Raw genomic sequence first — 17,372 nt, forward strand, 5'->3', positions numbered from 1 at the left:
CCGCCATCAGGGCATGTGCGCGGACATGGAAATGTCACCCCGGTTGCCGGGGTGGCATAGCCGCCGAAGCAAGGCACCCTTGAACCGGGGGACGTCGCTGCACTGGTGTCGAATGGAGATCGGAGGGCAATGAGCACGTCGTTTCGTATCTCGGAATCAGCCAGCCGCCGGTTGGCCGAACGCGCCGTTCGTGAGGGAACCAGTTCGACCGCATTGCTCAATCGTCTTATCCGGGAGGGTTTCGATCAGCTCGACCATCCGGGGATCGTCTTTCGAGGTCCCATCTCCGACCGCCGCGCGGCGCTGGCCGGCGGGCCCGATGTGTGGGAAGTCGTTGCGCGCCTACAGGAACTCGACGGACCGCTCGAACGCCGGATCGCCGTCTTGAGTCAGCAATCGGATCTGCAGTCGCGCAAGATCGAGATCGCGATTGCCTATGCCCGGGCGCACGGGACAGAGATTCTCGAGCGTATCGATCGCAATCGTGAAGCGGCGGAAGCGATTCGCCGTTCGGAGTGGGTGCGGGCCGTCTGAGCTCGCCCCTGTCAGGGCGTTGCGGCCCATCTGACGCACTCCTTGTCGAAATCTGCACCCTTTGTCGGGATCGCACCCTTTATGGGTACCTCTGCGGATCCCGACAAGGGGTGCGTTTGTTTTCGGGGTGGTCGGCTCGCCAGCAAAACATCTGGGGCACAAGCACTGTCGGCCTTCGATCGGGAGCTGTCGGCGACCGCAGCGAGGTAGGTTTCGGTTTTCTCGGGGATAGCCGGAAGTTGGTGATCGTGATCCACAACACTGGAATAGATTGTGGACAGGGGGATTTCCGCTGCGACAAATCGGGCGTGGCACAGGATGTTTCGGACATTGGTGATTTATTGTGCTGTGTATATGTGGAGATCTATGTGAATGGTGTCCGTTCGGACAGTGCGGTGTCAGCGCATTCGCCGGTGTGTTGCTGCCGGTGATCGGCGGTCGGGTGGGGGCGGCCGGAGGGTAACCGCCCGTCGCGGGCGGCCGGGCGGAGATGCGGGGTGGTTCGTGGCAGGGCCGTTACTATCGCTGGCATGTTGCTGACGCGTCGTGCCCGGGTGGGCGTACCTGCCGCACTGTTTCCGGTGATCGTCGCGGCCGGGCTGGCCATGCCCACCGCGACCGCCGCGCCGGTCGAACAGCGCGCGGTGGCCGGTAACGCGAGCGGGACCGAGGGGCTGGAGCCAGGGCTCGCCGCGGCGTACACGATGGCGGAGAACCAGGCGCATGCGGAAGGTGTCGCGCTGTACATCAATTCCGGATATCGCTCACCCGCCGAGCAGCAGGCGCTGTGGGACGACGGGGTGCGGACCTACGGCAGCCCGGACGAGGCGCGCCGATGGGTGCTGCCGCCCAACGAGTCGACGCATGTACAGGGACGGGCGATCGATGTCGGGCCGCAGGCCGGTGCGCAATGGCTGGAGGCGAACGGAAACCGCTGGGGCCTGTGCCGGATCTACCAGAACGAGTGGTGGCACTTCGAGCTCGCCGCCACGCCGGGCGGGGCCTGCCCGGCACTGCGCGCGGATGCGAGCGACGGCGGCCGACCCCCAGCGCCGTCGCAGCCGATCTTGCCGGTTTTGCCTGCCCTGCCGGTTCTGCCATCCATCCCGATTCCGCCCTGGCTCAGCGGTTCGTCCGGGCTGTAGTCCCACGGTCGTCGACCTGGTCGACACCTGCGTCCGATGGCCTCGACGGGTTCAATGTTCGAGTCCTGAGCCCTTCTAACTTCAACATTGTAGTGACAACACGGCTGGATGAGTTCATGCTAAAAGTCGCATGAGGTGGGTTTAACTTCATGCTTGAAGTATCGTAGTGTGCATGGACGACCCTGTGGGAACTTCCGGGCCGCGCTGGCTCGACGTGGACGAGCAGCGGCAGTGGTACGCGTTCGCCTACATGCTGACGCTGTTGCCGGCCGCGTTGGAGGCCCAGATGCAGCGGGACTCGGGCATCGGCCACTTCGATTACCTGGTGCTGTCGTCGTTGTCGATGGCGCCCGAGCACACCCTGCGGATGAGCGAACTGGCGCAGTACACCGGCAGCACACTGTCGCGACTGTCCAATGTCGTCAGCAGGCTGGAGAAGCGGGACTGGGTGCACCGTCGCCCCGACCCCGCCGACGGCCGTTACACCCTGGCCACCCTCACCGGCGACGGTCTGAACAAGGTCACCTCGGCCGCACCCGGCCATGTCGGCGAGGTCCGCCGCCGGGTGTTCGACCCGCTGACCAAGGCGCAGCAACGCCAGCTCGGTGCCATCTCTCAGCGCATCCTCGACGCCCTTCGGGCTCCGTGCCCCACCGACTGGGCGCCCGACGGCACCCCACCGAAACGCGACTGACCACCGACGGCCCGAGTGGTCGTTCGCCTCGGCCGGGCAGCCCGGCAGAACACTCTGTAGACCAACCCCGTGAGGAGCACTCATGCCCACCATCGCCATCGTTGGAGCCGGACCCGGTCTCGGACTGTCGATAGCCAAGGTCTTCGGCAGCCACGGCTTCGAGGTCGCCCTGATCTCCCGTAGCAAGGACAATCTCGACACGCTGGTCGCGGAACTGGCGAACCTCGGCGTGAATGCTGCCGGGTTCCCGGCCGATGTCGCCGATCCCGCGCAGCTCACCGCGGCGCTGGCAGCCGCCGCGGGCCGGTTCGGGCGCATCGAGGTGCTGGAGTTCTCCCCACACGCGGGCCTGGCCATGACGGCACCGCAGGAGGTGAGCGTGGACAGTCTGCGCCCGCAGATCGATGGATTGCTCTACGGCGCGGTCACCGCCGTGCAGGCCGTGCTGCCGGCCATGCTCGCGGCCGGGTCGGGCACGCTGCTGTTCACCACCGGCGGCGGCGCGATCACCCCCTATCCCATGCTCGCCAGCACCAACATCGCCCAAGCAGGCCTGCGCAACTGGGCGATCAACCTGCACAACACCCTCACCGATCAGGGCGTCTACACCGCCACGGTGGCCATCAATGTCATGATCGCCGACCACGCGCCCGAGCACATTGCGCACCGCGCGCCAGACGAGATCGCCCAGCACTACTGGACCCTGCACATCCAGCGAAGCCAGGTAGACCACCTCATCGGCGCATAGTACGGTCCGACCGAACCGGCACGGCCGACGCCGTGACAACACAAGCACCACGGCATTCCTGAGCGCACCGTCAACAACATGCTCGACTGCGGCACCGGCGCGACGATGCGGCGGTCTCCCGTCGCCGAGCAGCACTTTCGGCTGCGGCGGTTCAGCCGACGGGCATCGGCGCCGCGATCTCGTCGTGGGTGTCGGATGCCGGACTCGGCAGCGCCCAGTACAGGACGGCTGTGCTGATCGTGCTCACCGCACAGAGAGCGACGATGTAGCAGCTGACGGCCGTGGAGGTCGAGCCAGCGGTCCACAGCGCGGTCGCGATCAGGGGTGCTAGACCTCCGCCGAGGATCACCGACGTCTGCACGATGAGCGAGGTACCCGAATAGCGCACCGACGCCGGGAACAATTCGGCGACGATGATGCCGCCGACGCTGTGGCTGATCGGCAGCGTTACACCCATGCCGAGCAGTGCGAGCAAGACCAGCGCCTTGTTTCCGGTGTTCAACAGGGGGAAGTAGGCGGCGCACCATACTGTCAGTGCGGCAGTGCCCGCCAGGAATACCCGGCGTGTGGTGAGGCGGTCGGCGAGCGAGCCCCACAGTGGCATGGTCGCGGCCCAGACGAGCGAGGCCATGATGACGCCGAGTAGCAGGAAGTCTCGGGTGAATCCGAGTGTTCTGGTGCCGTAGGTCAGGGTGAACGCCATGAAGATGTAGACGACCGCCGAGGTGGCGATCGCGGCGAACAGGATCAGCAACAGTCGAACGGGCCCGACTCGCAGGGCGTCGCGCAGGGGGAAGGTCGCGATCTCACCGCGCTGGATGCGGGCGGCGTAGTCCGCGGATTCGGTGATACCGAGGCGCACCCAGAGCCCGACAAGGACGAGAATCGCGCTGAGCAGGAACGGAATTCGCCAACCCCAGGACAGGAAGGCCGACTCCGGCAGCAGGGCGCTGGCGCCGAGGAAGATCCCATTCGCCAACACCAGTCCGGCCGGTGTGCCCATCTGCGGGAAGCTGGCGTAGCGGTTGAGTCGTCCCCGCGGTGCGTGCTCCATCGACAGCACGACCGCGCCTGCGCCCTCGCCGCCGAGTCCGATGCCCTGCACCAGTCGCAGCGCGACGAGCAGTGCGGGAGCCCAGAATCCGATGCTGTCATAGGTGGGGATCGCACCGATCAGTGTGGTGCTCACACCCATCAGGATCAGCGAGACCACGACGGTGGTCTTGCGGCCGATCCGGTCACCGTAGTGGCCGAACAGCACCCCTCCGATCGGCCGCGCGCCGAAGCCGACGGCGAAGGTGCTGAATGTCGCCAGCGTTCCGGCGGCGGGGCTCAGCGTGGGGAAGAACTGTTTACTGAAGATCAGCGCGGATGCCGTGCCGTAGAGCATGAAGTCGTACCACTCCAGGGTGGTGCCGATGAGGGTGGCGAGGGCGACCTTGCGGTGGGGCGGAGTGGAGCTCGAAAACACTACTATCCATTCGGGTTTCAGCCAACGGGTGCGGGAGCGCCCGGCATATTGTCCAGTGCGAGGCCGCCTTCGATGCCGTTCGCGACGCGGCGGCGGTTGGGGGAGCCGAGGGCGGCGGTGAGGTCGGTGCCGTCGTGTTCGGCGAGCAGATCGCCGCTGTCCCACACCAACAGCGTTGCGCTGACGGTGTTCTCGGCCGCTGAGTGCGCGAGATCGTAGTGCGCGCAGCCGGGGACGTGCGGATAGGTGATCCACAGGTCATAGCCGGTCATGAACAGGTCGAGGTCGAATTGCACACTCAGGCCCAACAGTTCGCTGCGGCCGTTGTCATCGACGCCCGCGAAGGCCTCGTCCAGCGCGAGCAGGCGCGGGGCCTGCGGGTCGGCGGAATCGAGCATGACGTGCGCGGCCGCGAACAGCGGCAGGTGCAGCGATACCGACTGTTCACCACCCGACAGCGCGCTGTGCCTGGCCACGGTCAGCTTGTCCTCGCTGCCGTCGGCGGAGATGAGGGTGAAGGAGAACACCCGCCAGGTCCGGTAATCCAGTGTCGCGGCGAGGATTTCGGGATAGGAACGCTCCGGATGTGCGGCGCGGGCGGCGCGGATCTCGGCGGCGAAATGGGCGCGGATCGCCGCCAGATCGTCGGCGACGAGTGCGGAGGCATCGCGGTCGAGCAGTTTGCACATGGCGCGGGCCGCATCCGAGAGCGAGTCGGACAGCACCCAGTGCACGCCGATCGTATTGCCCGAGGACATGCGGCGCTGTTTCATCTCCGCGCCCATGCGGGCGATGAGATCGCGTGCGTCGCTGGTGCGTTCGTAGATCTGCTGCGCCAGACCCGCGAGCAGCGCATCCTCGAGAATGCGGCGTTCGGCGTCGGTGAGCAGCAGTTCCTGATCGCGGCGGGCGGCGTCGATGCGGGTGGCGAAATCCGCGAGGGCCGATAAACCATTGTCGTCCTGGACCTGAACGACGGTGAGGCCGTCCGCGGCATCCCAATGCAGCCGGTAGTCGCGGCCGGAACCGGCGAGCGCGGCGTCGAATTCCTGGAGTGCGGAGGTGACCGCGCTGCGGGTGGATTTGCGAGCTGCCTCGCCTGCCCGCACGGACGACGTCGCGGCGCTGAGGTTGTCGAAGAGTTCGGCGACCTCGTCGGGGAGCACGTGGGGTTCGGTCTCCGGTCCGGCCGCCGAAATGCGGTAGAGCAGTTGTTCGGGGGTCGACCAGGCGGCGTCGCTGCTCGGCCAGCGGCTGTCGGCGGGAGCGCCGAGCAAGGTGAGCAGATCTGGTTGTGCGTAGGGTGCAAGGGCTTTCACATCGGCGAGGACCTCGGTGAGCGCGGTGCCCAGCGATTCGTGCGCGGTCCGGTAGGCCGCTTCGGCGTCACCGATCGCCTCGATCGCCGCGTTCGCGGCCTTGCGGGCGGCCTTCTGCTCCGCCCTGGTCGCCTCGATTTTCGCGCGGGCCTGTTCGAGTTCGCGATCGATATCGGCGGCGCCCGCGCCGAGCGCCTCACGCAGCGTTTCGAGCTTGCGCAGCTGTTCCTGATAGCCCGCGTCGGCGGCCTCGGCCTCTTCCGCGAAGGCCTCGGCCAGATCGCGGGCCTCGTCGAAGCGGTCCGAACCCTCGCGTTCGCGTTCGCGCTCCCGTTCGTGGTCGGCGCGCAGCCGCAGCAATCCGGTTCCGGTGTTCTCGAAATGGCGGATCGCGGCGGCGAGGGCGTCGATCTCGCGGGCGTCGCGCGGGGTGCGGTGCGCCTGTGCGACGGAGCGCAACTTCTTCTCGACGGCTGATGCTTCGGCCACGGCTTTGTCGAGGTCGTGTTCTGCCTGTGCGACCGCCTCGGAGCGTGAGCGCATCATGCCCGCCGATTCCGACACCGCGCGCAAGGCGGCGGTGACAGCGGACGGGCGCGGTAATGCCTTGGCGGCAGCGGAGATTCGCGCGAGTTCGGCAGCGGCGGCGGCTTCGTCGGCCTGGGCCCGACGCTGGGCCGCCTCGGCTGCTTCGATCGCGGCGGCGAGTTCGGTGAGCCGGATTTCGCGGCGCCCGGCGCGGGCGGTGGCGCCGATGAATTCGGCGTCGGGCTTGTGGTGGCGGCCAACCTGCACGCCCTGACGGAACCCGCCGGTGATACTCACCGCGACCTCGGTGCCGAGGTCGGCGTCCTTGTCGTACAGGGCGATGGAGGCGAGAACGTCCGCGACGACCTGCTCGGGCACCGTCAGCTCGGGCGAATCATCCTCGACGACAAGCACATCGGCGAGCGTGCGGCCGGACGGCCTGGCCTCGAGCGGCAGCGGAACCAGGAACTGATCCGAGCTGTATTCGAGGCGTTCGGATTCCGTGCAGACCCAGCTGTCGAGCAGATCGGCGGCATGCAGGGCGGCCTCGATCCCCGCGGCCTGCTGTGGCGTCACCGAATCAGCGAACCGGACCAGCCGCCACAGCGGCGCACCCGGACGCCCCTCGGCATTGCGGGCGCGGGCGGCGAAAGCCGGCGGGGCCTCATCGCGTTGGGCCGCGACCGCATCGCGTTCGGTGCTCAGTGCGATAAGGCGCTCACCGGCCAACCCGGCGGTCGCCCGCGCCTCCTGACGGCGGGTGCGAATATCGTCGAGGAGCGGTTCGGCGCATTCGACCAGCACCTCGGCGACACCGGCGGCCTCATCGGAACCCGCGGTGGCCAATGCCGCGTCGAGCGCCTCGAACAGGCCTTTCTGAATGGGGGCGTATACCTCTCGGTGAGCGTCCCACCAAGTGCGCAGTGCACCAGCGGCTTCGGTGCGAGCCAGGACAACGGCGGCTTCGGCGGCGGAAACCTCGGCGGCCGCCGATTCACGCATCGCCCGTGCGCGTTCGGCGAGCTGTTCGGCCCGAGTCCGTTCGGCTGTAGCGGAATCCATCAGAACGAGAGCCTTGCGCACAGCGCGCACATCGGCATCGCGCTCCTCGGCATGTGCGCGGACCGCCGCGGTCAGCTGGTCACCGCGAGCCTGGTCGGCCGATCCGGCCCAGGTGATACCCGCCTCTTCGGCGGCGGCACGCAACTCGTCCTCGCCGCGAGCCAAGGCGGCCGCCGCCCGCTGTACGGCCGTCTTGGCGCGTTCGGCCTCCTGGCCGCGCTGATCGAGGGTCTGGCGTGCCTTCAGCGCCTTATCCTTGTGCACGCCTGCCGAGGTCTCGAGGCGGCGCACCGCGTCGGCGAGATCGTCGAGCTGCTGTTTGCCCTCGTAGGCGCTGGAGCGCTGCAGGGTTTCCCGGTCGGAGAGGGCCTGTTCGTAGGTGCGGTCGGCGTCGTCGGCGCGCGCCTCGGCGGTGGTGCGTTCGGCCTCGCGACGTTCGCGCAGTGCGGTGGCGGCGAACAGTGCGGTACTGGCATGCGTCACCGCGTCCAGCCGGGTGCGCACCTGATCGACATCGGTCTTCGCCTGTACCGCAAGGTATTTCCGGTACACCCCGACAAAGGACCTGGTGGCGGTATCGGCGTGGACCAGGCCCTCCAGCGTGCGCCCGACCTCTTCCATATCGCTGAACGAGCGGGCCGCGTCCAGGATCAACTGCTCGTCGAGCGGGCGCAGGCCGTCGGTCAGCGCCTGCGAAAGTCCACGGGGATCGAGGTTTTTCGCGAGCTGCGGGCGGCGCAGCGTGAGGATGAGATTGATCAGCTGGTCGTAGCGCTGGGTGCCGAGGCCGAACATGCGCGCGTCGATCGCATTGCGGTATTCGACCGGGCGGTCGACGATGGCGTCGGTGCCGATCTGTTCGGCCAGCTGCTTGCGGGTGAGCGGCCGGTCGTCGGGGCCGATGAGTGAGAAGTCCACGCCCGCACGTCCATCGGCGACGAAATACCAGCGAGTGACCTTATCGGAGGAGCGGGTGGCGCGCATGCCGATGCCGATGGTGACGACCTCCGGATCGTCCCACTTACCGCGCGCGAATTCCATCCACACATACGAGTACGCGGATTCCTGTTTGCGGTACAACAGGTTCGACTTCATGGTGCGCTCTTCACCGGCGAATGGGTTGAGCCTGCGCGGTTCGATCCGGCCGTCCAGTACGAACGGGAACAGCACCTCGAGTGCCTTGGTCTTACCGGAACCGTTGGGGCCGCGCAGTACCAGCCTGCCGTCGGCGAAGCAGTATTCCTGGTCGCGATAGTCCCACAGGTTGATGATCCCGGCGCGGGTCGGGACGAACCGCACTCCGCCGTGGATGAGCGACATGGTTTAGATCCCTTCCGTACCAACGCTGTCGGCCCCGATGGTGTCGGAGGCGGTGACGAACAATTCGGCGGCTCGCTTCGTGCGGACGGTGACGACCGCGCCGCGGTAGCGAGCCAGGGCGGGCAGGATGATCAGACCGTCCTCGACCACCTGGACCAGGCGCAGCCGTTCCATCAGTGCGGTCACCTGTCTGGTCAGCCCGGGTACATCGGCCTGCCATTGTGCGGCGAAGGTGACACCGTAGCGGTCGGTGAGCGCCTGCACGGTTTCGCTGACCCAGTTCGCGTCGACGAAAGGATAGTTCGCGCGCACCGCGGCCAACGCCTGCGCATCCGGGTTCGAATCCTGTTCCACCACTTCGGGATCGGTCGACGGGAGATCGGCGAGCGGGACGAATACGGTCGATTCCGGAATGGCGCCGTCGAGCTGTTCGGCCAGTGCGACGGCCGGATCGGGTGCACCGGGTCGGACCGGCACCGGGTTATCGATATCGAGTACGCGATCGGCGATCTCACCGACCAGCAGCAGCGCCACCTGCGCCAGCGTGCCGGTGCCGGGAAAGCGGACATCGGAGAGGCGGCCGGAGACATCGATCAGCGCCACGCCCTCGGCCCGGCGTTCGGCGCGGAGCCCGGTGAACAGTTCGACATCCGCGACGACCCGGTCCTGCGCCAGCAGCGGTCGCTCGTCGTAGGCCAAATCCTCCGCATATACGACAGGACGTTCGACGAGGCTGCGGCGCACCCGGCGCGCGGCGTCGGCGGCCGCCGCATTGGCGGCCGGGCCGTGTGCCAGGGCGTCCTCGGTGAGCAGACCGCGCACGCTGTGTAGATGCTGCAGCGCGCGTGGCGGGCGGAACAGCGCGAAGACCACCGGTCGGTCGATGTCATAGAGTGCCTCGCCCGCCTCCGGATCGGCGGCCCAGCCGCCCGCATCACCGTCTGCGAGGGTGAGCGCGCCACGGTGCGCGAGCCAGCCGACCGCGTCGACGAAGGCATCCCGATCTGCGGCCCGGTCAGGGGACAGTTCGAGGCCGTCGACCCGGCCGGTATAGGCGGCGACCTGATCGGCCAACTCCGACAAAGTGATCTGATCACCCGCGCGACCGAGAGCGGCCAATGCCAGGGCCAGATAGGCGTAGCGGCGGCGGTCGAAGACGCGGTCGGTGACGGCGCGGGCCGGTTTGCCGGAGTCGAGGCGATCGATGACCGGGAAGACCCGGGCCGTCGTTTCGGTGACCTCGAGCCGGTAGCCGAACAGTTCAGCCAGGTCCTCGCGCAGTTCGGTGGCCCAGCGGCGGATCAGCGGCAGCGCGATCCGGTCCGGAAAGGTCCTGGTGACCAGGTGGTTGGCCAGGATCACCCGGGCGGCGCGCTGGTAGTTGTCCAGGGCGAGGGAGTTGACGCGGCGGGCGTGGATCATGCGCGCCGCCCGCGGGTCGTCTGCGTGACTTGGAGCCGGCGGTTGTTCAGATGTAGGAGGCCGCGGGCGGTGCGGACCACCGTCGAGCCCGAATGTTCGGAGACGGTGAGGGTGACGCCGCTGTCGGAGCCGGTGGTGCCGTCGATCCGGCCGCTGACCGGAACCCAAGCGGTGGAGGCGGCGTCGAGCAGGCGCAGCAGTACTTCGGTCTCTCGCTCGTCGAGGATGCGATCGTGCACATCGGCGGCGGCGAGGGATCGGGCGGCCTCCGCGCGGGCGCGCTGTGCGTCGAGTTGGGCCTCGCGAAGTCGGCGAATTCCGGCATCGTTGCGCTGAATTCGAGCGGGCGCACCGGCCTGCGGCGGTCTGCCGGTTTCGGCGAGGGTGCGCGAGATTTCCAGTGGCGGTGCCTCCCACCAGGACCGGATCGCCGGAATCAGGTCCGCGTCCGGATGTTCCAGCGACAGATGGCGTGGCCTGCCGAGACCGAAGACGGCATCGAAGAGTGCGTGTGCGCTGTCGGCAGTGGGCGCAGCGGTGAACCAGCCCGCGAGGTGGCGCAATGCCGATTCGCGACTCACCCCGCCCTTGCGTGTCTCGGTGACTCGCCGCAAGAGCGACAGTACGGCGGCGATGGCGCTCATGGTCGCCTCCCGCAGGCGATCCGCCTCGGTCGAGGACGATTCGCCGGGAATATCGGAGGCCGTCGCGACGAACCAGGTCCGCAGCCCCTGCCAGCGTGCCCGCCAATCCGCTTGTCGCTCGGCCACACTCAGCAGCACCCGTTCGTCGCAGCCCGCAGCCCGCTCGATCAGTTCGCCGACTCCGGTCTCCTCGATCTCGCCGATCGCCGCGGCCAGGCGCGGCGCGAAACGAGCCAGATCCATGCTGAACTCGCGCATATGCGCGAGCAACGCGTCCTTATGCGCCAGGAACGATTCGGGCGTGATCTCGGTGGTGCGGACCATATCGCCGAGCGAGAGATAGAAGTGCGCTGCCCGCGCCGCCATATCGGTGAGTGCGGCGTCGAGACGGCGCAGCGTCCGGTAGACGCGCACGGCATCACCGGCCTTATTCGCTACGGCGAGGGTGTTCAGATCCGCCAGCAACTCCGGCAATACCAGCCGCGACAACGCTGCCTCATCCAGTCGCGCCTCCAGCACGCCCGCGACCGCCCGATATGCCTTGAACCCGGCCTGAGTGAGCTGATAGACGTAGTGCCGATTCCGATATTCCGCGAGCGTCGCCGCCCGTGTCCCGTCGTAGCTGCGCTCGACCACACCCCATTGGTGCAGCTGATCCAACAGCGGCCCGATCTCCGCGCCGGTCAACTGCGGCGTATCGCCACCACCGCGTTCGATCCAGGTCGCCACATCGTCGGCATGCAACAACACGACATACGCCGCCCGCGCACTGTCGAAGGCCCGCAGCACCCACAAATACTCCGCCCGCTTCTCGGCAGTAGCGAAGGAAAACAGCCGCAACCGCTCATCCCACAGCGCGGGCGCGGCATACGGCAGGCCGTCAACGGAGTCGGTCACCGGGAACAGGGTAGTAGCGGGTCGGTCGCGGCCGTTAAGTCCGACCCCCATTCGGCGTGGCTGTGTCCGGTTTGCTGCGGTTCGCCACCCGGGGCGCTCACAGCTCGAATCGAGCCCGCAGTCCGATCTCGACCTGCGCGAGCACTTCTGATGCGAGCTCACCGACCTGCTCGGTGCGGCTGTCCTCGGCAACGATCGCGATGTCGTGCAACGCGATCACCTGCGCGTTCTCGGGTATTGCGACGGTGCGCAATTGATGGCGCGACGGCAGGCACTACCTGCGGATTTACGGCTGCGAAGGCGGAGGTAGGAGTCGTCGGAGCAGGGCCCTGCCCTGTTCGATGACGGCGTCGATGCCGGTGCCGGCGGACCGGTTCGGGTCGATCGTGTCGAGGACACGATCGAGGTTGGTCATGGCGAACTCCATATCACGCAGGGCGCGGGGGCTGGCGGTGTCGGTTTCGAGGAGGTCCTTGGCGATCGCCAGGGCTTCGCGGTAGACCTTGCCGGCAGTGTCGTAGTCGTCCTCGCGTTCTGCGGTGTCCCCGATGGCGGACAGGATCAGGCCGACGTCACGGTGTAGCTGCAGATTTTCGGGGTCGGCCGCGGCGAGACGGCGGGTGAGGGTCAGGGCCGCGGTGTTGTGGCGGAAGGCGAGGGTGTAGGCGCCGGTGGCGGCGGCGACCTTGGCGAGTTGATGGTGGGAGATGCTCAGGTCGCGCTGTTTTTCGGTATTGGTCGGATCGTCGGTCGCGAGTTGTTGTGCGAGGGTGAGGGATTGGGTGTAGTGGTGGTCGGCGGACAGATAGTCGGCGGTGCGCATGGCCAGATCACCGAGTTTGTCGTGAGAGATGCTGAGGTCGCGCTGATTTCGGGCATTGCCGGGGTCGGCATCGGCGAATCTGCGGTGGATGGCCAGGGATTGGGTGTAATGGGTGCGGGCGGTGTGGAGTTCGCCCAGTTGCAGTGCGACATCGCCGGAGCGGTTGAGGGCGATGGCCAGATCGCGTTGGTATTCGGCATTGCCCGGATCCTTCTCGGCGAGTTCGCGGTGGATCGCCAGGGACTCGGTGAAGAAATTGACCGCTTCCTCGGGGGTTTCGAAGAGCAGGGCGGTGTCGCCGATCTGCTGCATGGCGATGGCGACATCGCGGGCTATTTCGGTGTCGCCGGGATCGGCCAGGGACAGTTCATTGCTGATGAGGAGCTTTTCGAGATAGTGGCGGCCGGCGGTGTCGCCGTGGCCAGCGCGCATGGCGAGGTCGCCGAGTTTGCCGTGCGCGATGGCCAGGCCGCGGCGGGATTCGGCTGCGTCGGGGCCGGAATCGGTGAGCTCGTCGTGGAGCGTGAGGGATTCGGTGTAGAGGTGATGTGCGCCATCGAGATCGGCGGTCAGAACCGCCAGGTCGCCGAGTCGGGTGCAGGCGTTGGCGAGGTCGCGGCGCAGTTCGATGCGGTCGGGGTCGCTATCGGCGAGGGTGCGTCGGATGGCAAGGGCCTCGGTGTGGTGGGCCAGGGCGGCGGTGAGATCACCGGTGCGCACGGCGATATCGCCCAGGCTTTCCAAAGCGCGGCTGAGGACCTGCTGCATATCGACGTTGTGCGGATCGGTACCGGTGAGATGCCTTGCGGTGCGCAGGGATCGGCTGTAGTGCTCGCGGGCCGTGCCGAGATCGCCCGCCAGCATGGCGAGTTCGCCGAGGGTATCCAGGCCGATGACGAGCGCGCGTCGGGCATCCGCACTGCCCGAGGAGGTTTGGACTCGAGCCCGCAGCACCTCGACCAAAACGGTCTGGCGATTGGTTGCGGCACCGAGATTTCCGGTTCGGCGCAACGCCCGCACCTCGCGGTCGCCGAGCTCCAGATATCCGGGGGTGTCATGCGGCAGGCTCGGCATGATCTCGCCGAGCAGCGCGGAGACCTGCAGTTGATCCAACTCCCGGCAGAAGGGGATGGCGAGTTCGGTGAGTTCGGCGTACCTGCCCGCGGCGCGCAGATGTCCGCATGCCTCGCTGTAATCGTCGAAATCCCGGAAACCGGCGGAGATTCGGGCCAACCGCATCGCATAGGCCCGGCTGTGGCGCTGAATACGATCGGGGCCCTGACGGGTGTCGAGTGCCTGGGAGACCCACGGGTGCACCAGATATCGGTCGTCGTCGGTGGTCAGCAGCGTCAACCGGATCAGGGTTTCGATGGCCGCCATGGCCTCCCGACGCTGAGTGCGCGTCGCGTCGGGACCGAAGCGGGCATGACAGATGTCCAGATCACGCAGTGGCGTCCGCGATAGCGAAATCTGCAGCAGTAGTTCGCGTTCGGCCGCATCCAGCAGGTCGAACAGCGCGTCCACGAGAATATCGCGGGAGCCGAGCACCACCGCGGTATCCAGACTTTCGGCCAGCGACCGGTCCTGACCGAGATCGACCGCATGCTCATCGGCCAAGTGGCGCAACTTCGCACCGACCGGACGCAATGTGCCGTCGCCACCGCGCAATAGCGCGTCGACGAATTCGATGAGCCGTGGATGACCGCCGATAGTCCGCGCGACGAGCCGACGCTCACCCGGACCGAGACCGCTGATCTGGGGGAGCCGCAGGAACATTCGCTGCAACTCGGCCGGACTCAACGGCGTCAAGCCGACCTCGGTGAGACCACCGGGAACCGGATACCGGCACGTGACCAGGAGTCGTCCGGTCCTCGCGACGCGGCACAACTGCGAAAACTGTTCGGCGAAACCGGGATCGAGGAATTCCGCGCCGCCCGGCCGGGTCAGGTTCTGTTCGAAATCGTCGAACAGCAAGAGCAATCGGCTTCCCGCCAGCAGCCGATGAATATGCTTGAACACCTGTCCGTCACCATCGTGGGCGATCTCATCGGCCACGGTACGCAGCGCCGGGTCGTCCTGGATGGCCGCGCGCACCGCGTCGCACAGCGCCGTCGGATTCCATTGCCCCACATGTTCGGCGATATGCCAGCCGCGCTCGCGCATGCGCGCGGCGACTCGTCCGGCTACCGCCGTCTTCCCGAGTCCGCCCATCCCGGTGATCACCGCACCCGGGCCGCCACGTGGGGCGTCGAGCAGCCGCACGATATCGCGTACCGGTCCGCGGCGGCCGATCAGATATCCGACCGGCAACTCGCGCACCGTCGCACCGCTCGGCGCCTGGGTGCGCCGACCCAGCGGCCGCGGCGGCGCGGTCGGATGCCACAGCGGCCGCTCCGCCACCCCGGTGAGCAGTGTCGGCACGAACCACTCGGGTGGAATCACCGCTCCATCGGCGAGCCGATCCTGCTCGAGAGCATAGCGCGCCTGCCCCAACGCGGAGGCGACCGATCCGGTCGACAGCATGGCGTAGAACGACTTCGCCAACCGCGTGGCGTACTGATCCGATACCCGCGTCTGCATGACGAGCACCCGCTCGACACCCCCACTGATCAATGTGCGCGCCAACCCGGCGGGTCCGCCATCGACCCCACCGCAACTCGACAGCACCACCAACGGCAACGCCCGCCCCGACGCCCGCAGTGCGGCAATGAGATCGGCGGCATCGACCACATCCGGATCGCCGTCCTCATCCTCCAATTCCAGCACCGTCGCCGATCCGTGCGCGCTCAGATGCAGCACATGGAATTCCTCGGCCCGCAGAGCCGCGCTGATCTGCTGCAGCGAGGCGACTTCGAGAATGCGCACACCGCCGCCACCCTCGGTCGGTACCTGCGATACGGCGTCGAGGATCGCCTGCATCTCCGCCTCGACATCCAATGCGACATTCGCCGTGTGGGTTTCGGTCGGCGCCGCCACCGCGGCGAGGATCTTGATCGGTCCCGGTGCGAGTACGGGGGAGGGCTGCCCAGCACCGGAATACCGCCGCGAGACGGCCACATTCGGCCGCATGGCCAGCGGGATATCGTCGGCGAGCACGAGCATCTCATACGGCAACAGCATCGTGTCGTCGTCGACATCGAATACCACCTCGGTCTCGGAGCCGTCGACGAGCCGGGTGAGGTGCCAGGTTGTCCGCGGTTCGAACAGTGCGTCACGCAGGGCAGTGCCGATCTGAAGGACCGTCCTGCGCACTGTTTCCGGCTGTCCGCCCACCACATCCCAGGCGAGCGACACCTGATCGGGCAGCGGCGCGACCCGTTCCGCGATCGGCGCACCCGCTTCCAGCACCGTGGTCCGCAAGGATTCGTCCGCATCGCGACGCACAATGACGCGAACTCGATTCATCGCCCTCCCTAACCGCAAGCGATGAGCCAAAACTACCGTGAATCAGCCGACACCGACGGGCAACTGATCACTCGGGCGACAGTGCACGCAGCTCGTCCAGATACACCCGGGCCCGCGGATCGCTGGGAAACCGTTCGATGATTTCGCGTGCGGCCTCACCCGCGATCCACATCAGCGATGGCAGCGATCTGCGCTTTCCGGCGAGAGCCCGCATCCCCTCGTGCACCGCCAACTCCAGGTCGCGGGCGCGCACGGCGACGACCGCGAGGGTCAGATGTGCCTCGGACACCCGCATCGGATTGCGCACCGTCCCATCGGCCCTGGTCGAGTTGCGGATCACCTCGCGCGCATAGGATTCCGCGAGCGCGTCCTCGCCCGCGACCCGGCAGCAGTCCATCGCGTAGAAGTCGAACTTCTGCGGATCGACCACAAAATGATTGTCCAGATTGGTCGGATGGTCGAGTCGGCCGAGAATAGCTCGGCCGTGACCGAGCGACGCCTCGACCTCGCGCCGATCACCCAGCCGGGCCCAGGCTTTCGCCCGTTGTGCGGACAACTGGACACCGACGCCGAGTTCGCCGCAGCTCGCCAGCGCCGGGGCGACCGCCTCGATCGCGCCACGGTAGTTGCCCTGGGTCAAGGCGAACCATGCGGCCATTTCCGCACTCCAGCCGGTGATCTCGGCGTTGTCCGCCTCCTGGCCGAGCGAATGGGCCGCGCGGCGGGTGGCCTCGGCGGTGGTGTGGCGGCCGAGGTCGTAGTCCACGCAACCGACCAGCAGCGCAACCCAACCGGCCAGTACGAGAATTTCCCGATGCTGCGACAACGTCAGTCGGCCGTCCAGCAGCGAGGTGATGCGGCGCAGCCAGGAGGTGCCCTCGGTGTGCAGATCGTGCGGATCGGCGTAGGGATACTCACAACACAGTCGCTCGGCGGTGATCCGGATGGCATCTAGCGTGGCGGTGGAGACATCGGACATCCGCAGTCGGCCGATGAACTCGAGGGTGTCCATACCGGTGGCCGAAAGCAACTCGTCGTCGCGGTTGGGACGGTTTTTCGGGAAGAACGCGGCTGTCACCGTATCGAATGCGGCCGCGATAATAGGTGCATAGAAATCATCCGGTCGCGACTCACCCGACTCCCAGCGTCGCCAGTTACGCAGCAAGGTACTGTCCGTCGGCAGGTTGTGCGTAGACTTCGCGCGCATCACACGGACGGCGTCGGCCTGTGACCACCCCCGCGCATCGCGTTCGGAGCGCATACGCACAGCCCAGACGGGTCGATCGTCTCCAGCGGCCACATCTGTAGTATCTCATCAGTTAACGCTCGGTGGCCCGGATAGGGCATACAGATGTCACTG

11 protein-coding genes are annotated in these 17,372 nt (G+C 67.2%); 4 read left to right on the top strand and 7 right to left on the bottom strand.

Annotation, left to right across the window (positions count from 1 at the left end; translation table 11 throughout):
- The first annotated feature begins 171 nt into the window (after positions 1-171).
- The 4 genes from ACQP1G_RS19040 to ACQP1G_RS19055 all read left to right on the top strand — a co-directional run bounded on the left by ACQP1G_RS19040 (position 172) and on the right by ACQP1G_RS19055 (position 3,121).
- The gene (locus ACQP1G_RS19040) at positions 172-534 is read left to right on the top strand and encodes a hypothetical protein (protein WP_433205988.1); all 363 of its coding nucleotides are present in this window, start codon (positions 172-174) and stop codon (positions 532-534) included.
- A 530-nt stretch (positions 535-1,064) separates the two neighbouring features.
- On the top strand, positions 1,065-1,679 hold the full coding sequence (locus ACQP1G_RS19045) for a M15 family metallopeptidase (RefSeq protein WP_433205991.1): 615 nt from the start codon (positions 1,065-1,067) through the stop codon (positions 1,677-1,679).
- A 172-nt stretch (positions 1,680-1,851) separates the two neighbouring features.
- Entirely contained in the window at positions 1,852-2,373 is a 522-nt protein-coding gene (locus ACQP1G_RS19050; protein WP_433205994.1) for a MarR family winged helix-turn-helix transcriptional regulator, read from the top strand.
- Positions 2,374-2,455: 82 nt separating this feature from the next.
- A complete protein-coding gene (locus ACQP1G_RS19055) occupies positions 2,456-3,121 on the top strand; it encodes an SDR family NAD(P)-dependent oxidoreductase (RefSeq protein WP_433205997.1) in 666 nt (221 codons plus the stop codon).
- A gap of 151 nt (positions 3,122-3,272) precedes the next feature.
- Here ACQP1G_RS19055 and ACQP1G_RS19060 read toward each other — a convergent pair whose 3' ends face one another.
- The 7 genes from ACQP1G_RS19060 to ACQP1G_RS19090 form a co-directional block, all read right to left on the bottom strand.
- The gene (locus tag ACQP1G_RS19060) at positions 3,273-4,592 is read right to left on the bottom strand and encodes an MFS transporter (protein WP_433206000.1); all 1,320 of its coding nucleotides are present in this window, start codon (positions 4,590-4,592) and stop codon (positions 3,273-3,275) included.
- Positions 4,593-4,609: 17 nt separating this feature from the next.
- Positions 4,610-8,821 carry a TIGR02680 family protein gene (locus tag ACQP1G_RS19065; RefSeq protein WP_433206003.1) on the bottom strand — a complete coding sequence of 1,404 codons (4,212 nt, stop codon included), beginning with the start codon at positions 8,819-8,821 and terminating at the stop codon, positions 4,610-4,612.
- Between the two features lie 3 nt (positions 8,822-8,824).
- Complete coding sequence (locus ACQP1G_RS19070; protein WP_433208640.1) at positions 8,825-10,240, bottom strand: TIGR02678 family protein; 1,416 nt, start codon at positions 10,238-10,240, stop codon at positions 8,825-8,827.
- The gene (locus tag ACQP1G_RS19075) at positions 10,240-11,727 is read right to left on the bottom strand and encodes a TIGR02677 family protein (protein ID WP_433208643.1); all 1,488 of its coding nucleotides are present in this window, start codon (positions 11,725-11,727) and stop codon (positions 10,240-10,242) included. The genes ACQP1G_RS19070 and ACQP1G_RS19075 overlap by 1 nt, the downstream gene beginning before the upstream one ends.
- Positions 11,728-11,881: 154 nt before the next feature.
- Positions 11,882-12,037, bottom strand: a complete 156-nt coding sequence (locus tag ACQP1G_RS19080; protein ID WP_433206005.1) for a hypothetical protein — start codon at positions 12,035-12,037, stop codon at positions 11,882-11,884.
- A 33-nt stretch (positions 12,038-12,070) separates the two neighbouring features.
- Entirely contained in the window at positions 12,071-16,012 is a 3,942-nt protein-coding gene (locus tag ACQP1G_RS19085) for a CHAT domain-containing protein (RefSeq protein ID WP_433206008.1), read from the bottom strand.
- 67 nt (positions 16,013-16,079) lie between these two features.
- A complete protein-coding gene (locus tag ACQP1G_RS19090; protein WP_433206011.1) occupies positions 16,080-17,219 on the bottom strand; it encodes an XRE family transcriptional regulator in 1,140 nt (379 codons plus the stop codon).
- Positions 17,220-17,372: the final 153 nt, after the last annotated feature.

Origin of the sequence: Nocardia sp. CA-107356 (genome assembly GCF_050946365.1) — a bacterium.
In the GTDB taxonomy this organism is placed as follows: domain Bacteria; phylum Actinomycetota; class Actinomycetes; order Mycobacteriales; family Mycobacteriaceae; genus Nocardia.

What these genes read in the sequence shown, in the direction of transcription:
- ACQP1G_RS19045 (WP_433205991.1), top strand. Translation starts at nt 1,065, where the DNA reads ATGTTGCTGACGCGTCGTGCCCGGGTGGGCGTACCTGCCGCACTGTTT.
- ACQP1G_RS19050 (WP_433205994.1), top strand. Translation starts at nt 1,852, where the DNA reads ATGGACGACCCTGTGGGAACTTCCGGGCCGCGCTGGCTCGACGTGGAC.
- ACQP1G_RS19055 (WP_433205997.1), top strand. Translation starts at nt 2,456, where the DNA reads ATGCCCACCATCGCCATCGTTGGAGCCGGACCCGGTCTCGGACTGTCG.
- ACQP1G_RS19065 (WP_433206003.1), bottom strand. Translation starts at nt 8,821, where the DNA reads ATGTCGCTCATCCACGGCGGAGTGCGGTTCGTCCCGACCCGCGCCGGG.
- ACQP1G_RS19085 (WP_433206008.1), bottom strand. Translation starts at nt 16,012, where the DNA reads ATGAATCGAGTTCGCGTCATTGTGCGTCGCGATGCGGACGAATCCTTG.
- ACQP1G_RS19090 (WP_433206011.1), bottom strand. Translation starts at nt 17,219, where the DNA reads ATGCGCGCGAAGTCTACGCACAACCTGCCGACGGACAGTACCTTGCTG.